This is a genomic window from Nonomuraea sp. NPDC047897 (assembly GCF_043204415.1).
Lineage (GTDB): Bacteria > Actinomycetota > Actinomycetes > Streptosporangiales > Streptosporangiaceae > Nonomuraea.
Window position 1 is genome coordinate 29,160 of record NZ_JBIDCC010000007.1, and the last position, 12,197, is coordinate 41,356.

Genomic DNA, 12,197 nt, shown 5'->3' on the forward strand with positions numbered 1-12,197 from the left:
CGCCCGGGACCAGGGGCGGATTGCCGCGTCCTGGCCGCGGGATGATCGCGAACGGGCTAGGATTCCATGGTTAGGTAAGCCTTACCTGATCATCTTTCGGGGGTGCCACGCGTTGCGGCTGTACCTGACCGCGCTCAAACCGACCGACTCGGTGACCGACGGGTTCCTCCCCGCTGCCCGCGCCCTGGGCTGCGAGGTCACCATCCTCACCGACCGGCCGGAGCGGCATCCCGGCGCCGTCGGCTGCGACGTGCGCGACCCGCGGGCGCTCATCGACACCATCGCCGGCCTCGGCCGGCCAGACGCGATCTTCTCCAACTCCGACCACCTCCAGGTGGAGACCGCGCTGGCCGCGGACTACTTCGGGCTGCCGGGCAAGGACTGGCGTGCCTGCCTGGCGGCCAAGAACAAGTTCCTGACGCGCCGTGCCCTGGCCGAGGCGGGGGTCGAGCGGGTCCGGTCGATACGGCTGGCGCCCGGCGACCCGGTGCCGGACGGCGTCCCGTACCCGGTGGTGGTCAAGCCGCGCGAAGGGGTGGCCAGCGAGGACGTCATCCTCGTCGAGGACGGCCTGCCCCGGGCGGTGGCCGAGATCCGGCGACGGCGGCCCGGCGAGGCCCTGGTCGTCGAGGAGTACCTGGAGGGGCCGCTGCGCACGCTGGAGACGCTGGGCGACGCGGCGGCGACCCGGGTGCTGGGCGGGTTCGCGACCACGCTGGGGCCGCCGCCGCACTTCGTGGAGGAGCGGCTCGACTGGTCGCCGGACGGGCCGCACGGCCACGTGCCGGCCGCGCTCGCGGCGCTCGGCGTGGGGTTCGGGGCATGCCACACCGAGTACGTCGTGACCCCGGCCGGGCCGCGGATCGTCGAGGTCAACTACCGGTTGATCGGTGACCACTGCGACTTCCTGCTGGCCGACCTGCTGGGCGTGCCGCTGTTCGAGTGGATCCTGCTGGCGCATCTCGGCGAGCCGGTCCCCGAGGTGCCCGGCTCCTCGGGGCACGGGAGCGCGGTGAGCCTGGTCGCCGGCCGGTCCGGCACGATCAGCGCGGCGCCGGCGGCGGAGGCCGTGACGCGGGACGGCGTGCGGCTGTGGCACCGGCCGCTGCGCGCGGTGGGCGACGTGGTGGAGCGCACCCACACCAACCGCGACTACCTGGGGGTGATCCGCGCGGTGGGGCCGGACCGCGACCGGGTGGAGGCGGCCATCGCGGGCTACCGGGCGGCCAACCCCTGGGTCATCGGATGAGCCCGCGGGAGGCGTACCTCGCCGCGCGGGTGCTGGACGCGCTGCTGCGCGAGGACTACGGGCGGCTGTCGGACCGGGTGAGCCGCAGCCGCGACGGCGTCGGGCTGGTGCTGGCCGGCGGCCGGGTGGTGCGGCTGGCGCCGGGCGGGCTGTTCCAGGACTTCGTGGTCGCCACGGGCGAGCGGCCCGCGTTGCGCGAGGTGCTCGCCACCCTCGCCGAGGTGGCCGACCCCGCCGACGCGGAAGGGGTGGCCGCGTTCGGCGACGAGTGCGCGCAGGCGTTGCGTGCCTGGGAGTTGCACGACGACCGGGCGGCGGCGGTGCTGGCCGCCGGGCCGTCGTACGAGACGCTGGCCGCGTTCGCCGACCATCCGGTGTACCCGACGGCCCGGGCCCGGCTCGGCCTGACGGAGGGTGAGCTGCTCGCCTACGCGCCGGAGTTCGCGCCGTCGTTCGAGCTGCGGTGGGCCGCGGTGCCGCGCGGGATGCCGCTCGCGGGCTCGGCGGAGCTGCCGGCCGACGTGGCGCCGCCGGGGCTGACGGCGGGCGCGGACGAGGTGCTGTTCCCGGTGCACCCGCTGGCCGCGGGGGAGGTGGCCCGGATCGACGGCGTGCGGCTGCTGGACGGCGCGGGCCTGACCGTCCGGCCGACGCTGTCGATGCGGACCGTGGAGGTGGCCCCGCGCACCCACCTGAAGCTGCCGCTGCCGACGAGCACGCTGGGCGCGCGCAACCGCCGGTCGATCAGGCCGGGCACGCTGGAGGACGGCGCCCGCGCCGAACTGCTGCTGCGCCGGCTGGCCGATCCCGACGTGCTGGTGGCCGACGAGCAGACCCACGCGCACGCCGGGCACGAGTACCTGGCGTGGATGGTGCGGCGGCTGCCGGCGGGCGTGATCGTCCCGGTCGCGGCGCTGGCCGTGCCCGGCGTGCTGCCCCGGCTGGACGACGTGCTGGGCGACGGGCCGGGCGGCGTGCTGTCCGGCTACCTGCGCGTGCTGATGCGCTGGAACGTGCGGCTGTTCGTCCGGTACGGCGTGGCGCTGGAGGCCCACCAGCAGAACCTGGCGCTGGTCTTCCACGACGGGACCATGAGGCTGCTGGTCAAGGACAACGACGGGCTGCTCGCCTCCCCCGCGAGGCTCGCGGCGGCGGGGATCGAGGTGCCGGCCTTCGCCGACGAGCGGATGCTGACCGACGACCCGCACGCGCTGGCCGACGTGTTCGTGACCATCACGCTGCACCTGGCCGCCGCGGCGGTGGCGTTCGGCGCGCTGCCGCACCGGGAGGCCGCCGCCCTGGTGCGCGACACGCTGGCCGAGGCGCTCGACGCGTACGGCGACGACCCCATGGCCAGGCTGCTGCGGGCGAGGACGCTGGAGGCCGCCCGGCTCACCGGCAAGTCCATGATCACCGCCGGGACGATCGTGGCCAAGGAGCGGACGGGCGCGCGGGACGTCAACAAGTTCTACGGCACCAGCGGGCCCAACTACCTGAGGAGAGCTTGAATGCACGGTCTGGTCCTCGACGCGCCCGGGTCGCCGGCCGAGGAGGCGACGCTGGCGGCCCTGCTCCGCTGCTGCGTGCGGGAGGTTGCCGGGCCGCGCGGGCTGGTGTGGCCGGCGCCGCCGTACGTGCTGCTGCGGGTGGGCGGCGTGCTGCTGCGGGCGCGCGCCCGCGGCGGCGCGGCGCTGCGCTTCGACGGGCCGCCGGAGCGGCTGGCGGCCGGCGCGTGGTGCCCGCTCACGTCGGACGAACTGGTCCGGCTGGTGGAGCGGGAGCTGTCGGCGGCCGGCGGCAACGAGGAGTTCGCCGGGCAGGTGGCCGCCAGCAGGCAGGCGGTGGCGGCGATCCTCCAGGCGCGGGCCGGCGCCGTGCCGCCGGTCGATCCGTGGCTGGCCTCCGAGCAGGCCCTGGTGTTCGGGCACCCGTTCCATCCCAGCCCCAAGGCGCGCGGCGGTGACCGCTGGCTGCGCTACGCGCCGGAGGCGCACGCCGAGTTTCCCGTGCGGCTGCTGGGGGTCCGCGCCGACGTGCTGGCCGAGGAGGGCGACACGGCCGCCCTGGACCTGATGGGGGAGGCGCCGCCCGGCTACCGGCTGCTGCCCGTCCACCCGTGGCAGCTCGACCTGCTGCGTCCCGCCCTCGGCGCCGAGCTGGTCGACCTGGGCGACGGGCCGCCGGTCGTGCCGACGTCGTCGGTGCGGACGGTGTACGCGCCGGCGGCGGCGACGTGCCTGAAGTTCAGCCTCGACGTGCGGATCACCAACTGCGTGCGCAAGAACGCCTGGTACGAGCTGGCCGGGGCGGTGGAGCTGACCGCGCGGCTCGGGCCGGTGTTCAAGGAGGTGGCGAGCAGGTTTCCCGGCACGCGCTGGCTGGCCGAGCCGGGATACCGCTCGGCGCGCCTGGGCACGCGGCTGCTGGAGGGGCTGGGGGTGATCGTCAGGGAGAGCCCGTGGTCGGTGTGCTCCCCCGGCGTCGTGCCGGTCCTGGCGGGCGCGCTGGCCGCCGGCGGCGCCTCGACCAGCGCGGTCCGGCGTGACCCGCTCGGCTGGTGGAGCGCGTACGTGTCGGCGGTGGCTCCGCCCGTGCTGGAGCTGTTCTTCGCGCACGGCGTGATCCTGGAGCCCCACCTGCAGAACGTCCTCGTCGGCCTGGACGACGAAGGCATGCCGCGCGAGGCGGTCTTCCGCGACCTGGAGGGCACCAAGCTGGTCGCCGGCCGGCACGACCTCGCCGGGGTGCCGGAGCCGGTGGCGCGGGCGATGACGTACGACGCCGCACGGGGCTGGGCCCGGGTGGTCTACTGCCTGCTGGTCAACCATCTGACGGAGATCGCGGCCACGGTGGCGGCGCCCGGCGGCGACGAGCTACTGCGCGAGCTGTGGCGGGCCGCCCGCGGCATCCTGGCCCGGCAGGCCGGCGAACTCGGCCGGCCGGAGCCGCTGTCGGAGCTGCTCGCCGGGGCGCCGCTGCCCGCCAAGGCCAACCTCGGGGTGCGCTGGGCCCGGGCCGCCGACCGGGCGGCCGGCTACGTGCCGATCGCGAACCCCCTCGCATGATCACGCCCACGGTGCGGGACGCCGCCCTGCGCCTCGGTGACGTGCCCGCCTACCTGTACGACCTGCCCGCGCTGGACGCCCACGCCGCCTCGGTGCGGCGGGCGCTGCCGGACGTCGAGCTGTACTACGCGGTCAAGGCCAACCCGGACCCGGAGCTGCTGCGGGTGCTGGAGCCGTACGTGGACGGGTTCGAGGTGTCGTCGGCCGGCGAGCACGCCCACGTGGCGGCGCTGTTCCCCGGCCGGCCGCTGGCGCTGGCGGGGCCCGGCAAGACCGACGCGGAGCTGCGCCTGCCGCACCACCGCGTCCACGTCGAGTCGCCGAACGAGCTGCGTCGCCTGCTGGCCACCGGCCGGCAGGCGGACGTGCTGCTGCGGATCAACCCGGACCTGCCGGTCGAGGGGGCGGCCCTGACCATGAGCGGCCCGTTCGGCATGGACGAGGCGGGGGTGGCCGAATGCCTGCCACTGTTCACCGACCGGGTGCGGCTGCACGGGCTGCACGCGCACCTGGCCAGCGGCCTGGACGCGGCCCAACTGCTCCGGCTCGCCGAGCGGCTGCTGGACACCCCGTACGACGAGGTCAACCTGGGCGGCGGCATGGCCGTGTCGTACACGGCGCCGGACGACGTCTTCGACTGGGCCGGGTACGGCCGCGGCCTGGCCGGGCTGCGCCGCGCCGGGCAGCGCGTGCGGATCGAGCCGGGCCGGGCGCTGACGGCGTACTGCGGCTCGTACGTGACCCGGGTCGTGGACGTGAAGCGGGTGCGCGGCGAGGCGTTCGCGATCGTGCTGGGCGGCACGCACCACCTGCGCACGCCGGTCACCAAGGGGCACGACCAGCCGTTCGTGGTGCTGCCGACGGGCGACGGGCCGGGCGTGGCCGGCGAACCGGTCACGCTCGTCGGACAGCTCTGCACCCCCAAGGACGTCTTCGCCCGCGACGTCGTCACCTCGCTGCGGGTGGGGGACACGGTGGTGTTCGGGATGGCCGGGGCCTACGCCTGGAACATCTCCCACCACGACTTCCTCATGCACCCGCACCCGGCCTTCCACCACCTCCGGGGTTGACCGGCACCTCGTCGACCGACACCTGGTCGACCGACACCTGGTCGACCGGCACCTGGTCGACCGGCACCTGGTCGACCGGCACCTGGTCGACCGGCACCTGGTCGACCGGCACCTGGTCGACCGGCACCGATTCGATGAGTGCCACCAGGCCGTCCGCGTCGAGCAGGTCCACGGGGCGGACGGTCCGGTTGGCCCGCACGTAGTGGAAGGCCGCGCCGACGTGGTCGAGCGGCACGCCCGCCAGGTGCGACCAGGCCAGCCGGTAGGCGGCGAGCTGCACCGAGGCGGCCCGCGCCGCCTTGCCCCTGGGCGGCTCGCCGGTCTTCCAGTCGACCACCTCGTAGCGGTCACCGGGCAGCTCGAAGACCGCGTCCATCCGGCCGCGCACCAGCCGGTCGGCGATCATGGTCTCGAACGGGACCTCCAGGTCGAGCGGCCGGCGTTCGGCCCACTCGCTCTCCTCGAAGCGTTCCTGCAGCTCCGCCAGCCGCACGTCGGCCTCCTCGATCTCGTCGACGAGGTCGAGGTCGAAGTCGTCGAGCAGCCGCTGCTGGTCCCAGCGCGTCTCCAGCCACTTGTGGAAGGAGGTGCCGCGGCGCGCCAGCGGCGCCGGCTTGACCGGGACCGGGCGGCGGATCCTGCGGGCCAGTTCGCGGGCGTCGGCGGCCAGCGTGACCAGTGACGACACGGTCAGCTTGGCCGGCAGCTCGACGATCGTGCCGGCGCGCCGCCGGTGCAGCTCGCGTTCGCGCAGCAGCAGGTCGGTGTCGCGCTCCCAGGCGCGGATGCGCTCCTCCTCGAACGGGCGCACCGGCTCGTCGTCGTCGGCGGCGGCCAGGGCGCCCGCCAGCGCGTCCTCGACCAGGCGGGCGCCGTCGAGGACCGACTCGTAGCGCAGCCCCTCGGGCGTGACCGGCCAGACTGCTTCGGCGGGCTCGGCCAGCAGCGGGTTGGTCTCGCCCTCCCGCAGCTCGGGCGCCCAGAAGGCCACCTTGTCTGCGCTGTCGCGGATCTCCAGCAGGAAGTCGGACGGCTCCAGCGGCTTGGACGCGCTGCCCCAGCGGTAGCCGGAGGCGATGAGGTGGTAGTGGGCCCGCGTGACCGCCACGTACGCCAGCCGCCGTTCCTCCATCAGGTCGCGCTCGCGGCAGCTCTCGTCGAACGCCGCCAGCTCCTCCTTGGTCAGACCCGTCAGCCGGGGCAGGTCGGCGACGTCGCCGCGCAGCGGGTAGGGCAGCTTGCGCGGGTTGTCGGTCCAGCGGCTGTTGGTGACCGGCGTGGCCGGGAACATGCTGCCGGTGGCGATCGTGCCCTTGGAGCTGACGAGCTGCGACAGGCCCGGCACGACCACGACGGGCCACTCCAGGCCCTTGGAGGCGTGGACGGTCATCAGCTTGACGCTGTTGCTCTCGCCGACCCGGCCGGCCTCCAGCCCGAACTCCTCGCTCTCGGCCGCCTGCAGGTAGGCGAGGAACGCCCCGAGCGTCGGGTCCTCGGAATCGCCCGCGAAGCGGGAGGCCGCGTCGAGGAACGCGTCGAGGTCGGCGCGGGCCGCGAACGCGCTGACCGTGCCGCCCCGCGCCGCCACCTCGATGTCGAGGCCCTGCCGCCGCTCCACCTCGGTGATCAGGTCGGGGAGCGGCTGGGCGGTGTGCGCGCGGAGCCGGCGCAGCTCGTACGCCAGGCTGACCAGCCGAGTCCGGGCCAGCGGCGAGAACGCCTCCAGCCACTCCGGCCGGTCGGGCAGCTCGTCCAGCGCGTCCACCAGGCTGCCGCGCTCCTCGGCCAGGTCGGCGACCACCTGGTCGAGCGGGTCGCGCTCGCGGCGGCTCTCGCGGGCCTCGCGGGTCAGCTCCCTGGCGTACTCGCCGAGCACCCGCAGGTCGGCGGGGCCGATCCGCCAGCGCGGGCCGGCCAGCAGCCGGGCCAGGGCGTCGCCGGCCGTGGGGTCGTAGAGGACGCGCAGGGTGGCCACGATGTCGCTCACCTCGGGCACGGTGAGCAGGCCGCCCAGGCCCACCACCTCGACCGGGATGTCCCGCTCTTCGAGCGCCCTGCGCAGGGCCGGGAACTGCGACCGCTTGCGCGCCAGGATCGCCACGTCCTGGGGTTGCAGGGCGGGTGTCTTCTTGCGTTCGCCCTCGCCCCAGGGCAGGCCGTCGGGCGCCTCCTCCCGGCCGAGGATCCTGGCCAGGCCGTCGGCGATCCAGCGCGCCTCGTCCTCGGCCGTCCCGTGGAAGGCGCAGGTGACGCGGCCCCGGTCCACCCGGTTGGGCCCGGGGACCAGCACGGGCACCTCGCGGGCCTCCATGCGCAGCGGGAGCTGCACGCGGGCGGCCACGTCGAGGACCCGGTCGCCGTTGCGGAAGCTGACGCTGAGCTGCCGCACGGGCGCCGGGTCGCCCGCCCCGGTCCGGAAGTCGGTGGGGAAGCGGCGCAGGTTGCCGGCGGAGGCGCCGCGCCAGCCGTAGATCGACTGGCAGGGGTCGCCCACGGCGGTGACGGGGTGGCCGTTGCCGTACAGGCTCTTGAGCAGCACGAGCTGGGCGTGGCTGGTGTCCTGGTACTCGTCGAGCAGCACCACGGAGAAGCGGGACCGCTCGATCTCACCGACCTCCTTGTGGCCGGCGGCGATCCGAGCGGCGAGCGCCATCTGGTCGCCGTAGTCGATGACCTCGCGGGCGCGCTTGAGCCGTTCGTACGCCTCCACCAGCGGCAGGAGCTGCTCCCTGGCCGCCTGGACGGTGAGCGGGCGGCGCTGGGCGAGCGTGGTGCGGCCGGTCAGCCGGCCGTGCAGGCCGTCCAGCCACTCCCCCACCCGGCGCACGTCGGCGGCGGTGCGCAGGTGCTCCGACAGCTCGCCGGCGAGCTCCAGCACGGCGGCGGTGACCGACGGCGGGCCCAGCTCGACGCGGTCCATCGGCCCGTCGTACCCGGCCACCACCCGGGAGGCGAGCTGCCACGACACCGCGGGGGTGACCAGGCGCATGGTCGGCTCCAGCGCCTCGCGCAGCGCGTGGTCGGTGACCAGGCGGGCGGCGTAGGCGTGGTAGGTGGAGACGGTCGGCTCGTCGTCGAGCAGCTCCGGCTCGACCAGGCCGGCCTCGGCGAGGCCGGCGAGCCGCTCGCGGACGCGGTGGGCCAGCTCGGCCGCGGCCTTGCGGGTGAACGTCAGGCCGAGCACGTTCGCGGGCCGGACCAGGCCGCGCGCCACCAGCCAGACGACCCGGCCGGCCATGGTCTCGCTCTTGCCGGAACCGGCGCCGGCCATGACGACCATGGGTTCGAGGGGGGCCTGGATGACGTCGGCCTGCTCCGGGGTGGGCGGCAGGATGCCGAGCTTGCCGGCCAGTTCGGCGGGGGTCAGCACACCTGGCCTCCGCTGTCGTTGACCGGGCAGCTCGCCTTGGCGGCGCAGGTGCGGCAGCCGTCGTTGGCCTTGGCCTGGAAGAAGGGGCCCGACATGCCGATCGCGACGGTGTCGACGAGGTCGCGCGCCCAGCCGGGGTCGGGGTCGTCGGCGAGGGCGCCCTGCCGCTGCTCCAGCGCGTCGTTGCGGCCGGCCGCCTTGCCGAGCTGGACGAGGGCGGCGCCGCCCGGCTCGGTCATGCCGTGCCGGGCGAACGCGCCGAGCAGCGCCGCCAGCTGGTAGACGCCGAGCTGGGGGTGGCGGTCCAGCTCGCCCGCCCTGGGTTTGGAGCCGCCGGTCTTGAGGTCGATGATCACGGCCCGGCCCTCGGAGTCGCGTTCGACCCGGTCGACCCGGCCCTTGATCTGCACGCCGTCGCCCACCGTGGCCGTGAAGCCCTCCTCCAGGGCGACCAGCTCGCGCGGGTTCTCCTTGTGCCAGCGCAGGAACTTGGTGATCATCTGCTCGGCGACCTGGCGCTGCTTGCGGTTGAACCAGACGCCGCCGAAGTCGAGCTCGTTCCAGATCTCGTCCAGGCGCCTGCCGAGCAGGTCCTCGCTCGGCAGGTCGGTGGCGGCGAGCACGGCGAGCGCGTGGATGATCGTGCCGAGGCCCTGGGCCGAGCTGGTGCCGCCGGCGCCGACGGCCGTCTCCAGCAGCCAGCGCAGGCCGCACTTGGTGAAGCTCTCCACGGCCGACGGCGAGATGCTGACCGTGTCGTCCGGCCAGCTCAGCGGGCGGTCGTCGGTCATCGTGGTGAGGGCGTACCACTCGTTGGGGTGGGCGCCCTGGACGCCCGCGGCGGCGAGCCGGGCGAGGTGCCGGGCCGCCGCGCGCCGCACCCGCGCCGGCCTGGTGGGGTCGGTGACGGCGCTCCTGAGGTCGGCGACCAGCGCCGACATGGTGAGCCAGCGGGCCCGGTCGTCCACCGTGGCCGTCTCGACCGCGCCCGGCAGCAGCTCGGTCAGGAACCTCGACGGCCGCTCGTCGGTGTCCTCGCCCCCGACGGCCGTGACGACGAGCCGCCGCCGGGCGCGCGTGGCGGCCACGTAGAACAGCCTGCGTTCCTCGGCGAGCAGCTTGGACGTCAGGGAGGCCGCGTTGGGGCTGGCCCCCTCGACCAGCTCCACCAGGTCCTCGACGCCCAGCATCGAGCCGCGCAGCCGCAGGTCGGGCCAGCCGCCCTCCTGGACGCCCGCCACCACGACCACGTCCCACTCCAGGCCCTTGGAGCGGTGGGCGGTGAGCACGCGCACCGCGTCGCCGTCGGGGGCCCGCTCGGCGAGCGTGTCGCCCGGGATCTCCTGGGACGCCAGGTCGTCGAGGAACACCTCGGGTCCGGCCTTGGGCATGCGGTCCACGAACCTGGCCGCCTGGTCGAACAGCGCCACCACGGCGTCGAGGTCGCGGTCGGCCTGCGCCCCCCTGGCGCCGCCGGACAGGCTCAGCTCGGTCCACCGCTCGGCCAGGCCGCTCGCCTGCCAGACGGCCCACAGGATGTCCTCGGCGCTGCCCTGGGCCCGTACGGCCTCGCCGGCGGTGGCGAGCAGCTTGGCGACCCGCTCGGCGGGCAGCGCGATGTGCGGCTCGATCCGGGTCAGCTCGCGGGCGTCGCGCAGCGCGGCGACCATCAGCTCGCCGGACGTGCGCCGGGCCTCGTGCTCGTCCGGCACGGCCTCGTTCTCGGCGATCTTGAGTGCGCGGCGCAGGCGGCGCACGCCGATCATGTCGGTGCCGCCGAGCGGGCCGGTGAGCAGTTCCTCGGCCACGCCCTCGTCGAGCGCCGCGGGGTCGAGGGCGACCCGGAGCATCGTCAGCAGGGGGCGGACGCCGGGCTCCTGGGCGATCGGCACCTCGTCGCCGGCCACCATGGTGGGCACGCCCGCGCTGACCAGGGCCCGCCGCAGCAGTGGCACCTGTCTCGACGCCGAGCGCACGAGCACGGCCATCCGGTGCCACGGCACCCCGTCGATGAGGTGGGCGCGGCGCAGCGCGTCGGCCACGACCGCCGCCTCCTGGCTCGTGCTGTCGGCGAGCAGCACCCGCACCTCGCCAGGGTCGGTGTCGGGCAGGGTCAGCAGCTCGCGGTGCCCGTGCGTGCGCCGCACCGGCGCACGCACGGGCGCGGGCTCCGGCTGCGGCTGCGGCTGCGGCTCGGTCCCGGGGCCCGGCGGGGGCTCGGGGGTGAGGCCGGGCAGGGCAGGCGGGCGGCCTTCCGTACGGGGCGGGGGCGCGGGGTCGGGCAGGGGTGCGGCGGGGAGGCGGGCGGCGACGCGGCGTGAGGCCGCGAGGAGGTCGGCGCCGCTCCGGCGGCAGACGCGCAGGGCGAGGACGGGGGCGTCGCGGCCGTCGAGCGTGCGGAACCGTTCGGGGAACTTCAGGATGCCGCGCACGTCGGCCCCCCGGAAGCCGTAGATCGACTGGTCCGGGTCGCCCACCGCGACCAGGTCGCGTCCGTCGCCTGCGAGCTGCTGGAGCAGGAACTCCTGGGCGGGGTCGGTGTCCTGGTACTCGTCGACGAAGACGACGTCGTGCGCGGCCCGTTCCCTGCGGCGCACGTCGGGGTCGGCCAGCAGCCCGGCCGCGGCCCTGATCAGCTCGGCGTAGTCGAGCGCCGGCTCGGGGTCGAGGTCGAAGCGCCGCTGGTAGCGCGTGGAGAAGCGGCCCGCCGCCACCCAGTCGGCCCGGCCGTGGCGTCTGCCGAGCTCTTCGAGCCGCTCCCCGTCGAGGCCGCGTTCGGCGGCACGGGACAGGAAGTCGCGCAGTTCCTCGGCGAAACCGCGCGTCTTGAGCGCCTCGCGCAGCGAGTCGGGCCACTCGCGGGCCCCGTCCTCCAGCTCGCCGTGCAGCAGCCGCCGGATCTCCAGGAGCTGCTCGGGGCCGGTGAGCAGCCGCGGCGGCGCCTCGCCGGCGAGCACCGCCTCGCGGCGCAGCAGCGCGTACGCGTAGCTGTGGAAGGTCAGCGCCAGCGGGGTCCTGGTGGTGCGGCGCAGCCGGGCGGTCACGCGTTCGCGTAGCTCACCGGCGGCCTTGCGGCTGTAGGTGAGGATGAGCATCCGCTCGGGATCGGCGCGGCGGCGCTCGATGCGTTCGACGACCGACTCGACGATGGTCGTGGTCTTGCCGGTGCCCGGCCCGGCGAGCACGAGCAGCGGGCCGCCGGGATGCGCGACCACGGCACGCTGATGCTCATCGAGCACAGGAGCCTCGGCGCGTCCCGTGCCCCCGCGCCGCACCAGCCGCCAGGTCTGACCACTCACAGCACTAGATTCCACCAGACCACAGGGGTAGATCGTGCCGGGTTGACCGGTCTCCCCGCGAGATCCGCCCACCCTAGCGGCGCGGGAAGCCGATTTCCCGCCGACGCGCCGCAGGCCAGTGCAGGTATGGGCGTACCGGAGCGT

Annotated in this window: 6 protein-coding genes; 4 read left to right on the forward strand and 2 right to left on the reverse strand. The window is 75.3% G+C overall.

The window, feature by feature from the left end; all coding sequences use genetic code 11:
• The first annotated feature begins 112 nt into the window (after positions 1–112).
• Genes ACGF0J_RS17035 through ACGF0J_RS17050 form a run of 4 tightly spaced genes read left to right on the forward strand, consistent with a single transcriptional unit; the run spans position 113 to position 5,384 of the window.
• Entirely contained in the window at positions 113–1,249 is a 1,137-nt protein-coding gene (locus ACGF0J_RS17035) for a siderophore biosynthesis protein (protein ID WP_393146668.1), read from the forward strand.
• Positions 1,246–2,757: an IucA/IucC family protein gene (locus ACGF0J_RS17040; RefSeq protein WP_393146670.1), complete on the forward strand. Its 1,512-nt coding sequence runs from the start codon at positions 1,246–1,248 to the stop codon at positions 2,755–2,757. The genes ACGF0J_RS17035 and ACGF0J_RS17040 overlap by 4 nt, the downstream gene beginning before the upstream one ends.
• On the forward strand, positions 2,758–4,314 hold the full coding sequence (locus tag ACGF0J_RS17045) for an IucA/IucC family protein (RefSeq protein WP_393146672.1): 1,557 nt from the start codon (positions 2,758–2,760) through the stop codon (positions 4,312–4,314).
• Positions 4,311–5,384, forward strand: coding sequence for a type III PLP-dependent enzyme (locus ACGF0J_RS17050; protein WP_393146674.1), 1,074 nt, complete (start codon positions 4,311–4,313; stop codon positions 5,382–5,384). Before ACGF0J_RS17045 ends, ACGF0J_RS17050 begins: the two co-directional genes overlap by 4 nt.
• Here the strand turns inward: ACGF0J_RS17050 and ACGF0J_RS17055 are convergent.
• Both ACGF0J_RS17055 and ACGF0J_RS17060 read right to left on the reverse strand, forming a co-directional pair.
• Positions 5,344–8,754, reverse strand: a complete 3,411-nt coding sequence (locus ACGF0J_RS17055; protein ID WP_393146676.1) for an ATP-dependent helicase — start codon at positions 8,752–8,754, stop codon at positions 5,344–5,346. The two genes, ACGF0J_RS17050 and ACGF0J_RS17055, sit on opposite strands and share 41 nt — an antisense overlap.
• Positions 8,748–11,993, reverse strand: a complete 3,246-nt coding sequence (locus tag ACGF0J_RS17060; protein ID WP_393147315.1) for an ATP-dependent helicase — start codon at positions 11,991–11,993, stop codon at positions 8,748–8,750. The genes ACGF0J_RS17055 and ACGF0J_RS17060 overlap by 7 nt, the downstream gene beginning before the upstream one ends.
• Between the last annotated feature and the right edge of the window lie 204 nt (positions 11,994–12,197).

What these genes read in the sequence shown, in the direction of transcription:
- ACGF0J_RS17040 (WP_393146670.1), top strand. Translation starts at nt 1,246, where the DNA reads ATGAGCCCGCGGGAGGCGTACCTCGCCGCGCGGGTGCTGGACGCGCTG.
- ACGF0J_RS17045 (WP_393146672.1), top strand. Translation starts at nt 2,758, where the DNA reads ATGCACGGTCTGGTCCTCGACGCGCCCGGGTCGCCGGCCGAGGAGGCG.
- ACGF0J_RS17050 (WP_393146674.1), top strand. Translation starts at nt 4,311, where the DNA reads ATGATCACGCCCACGGTGCGGGACGCCGCCCTGCGCCTCGGTGACGTG.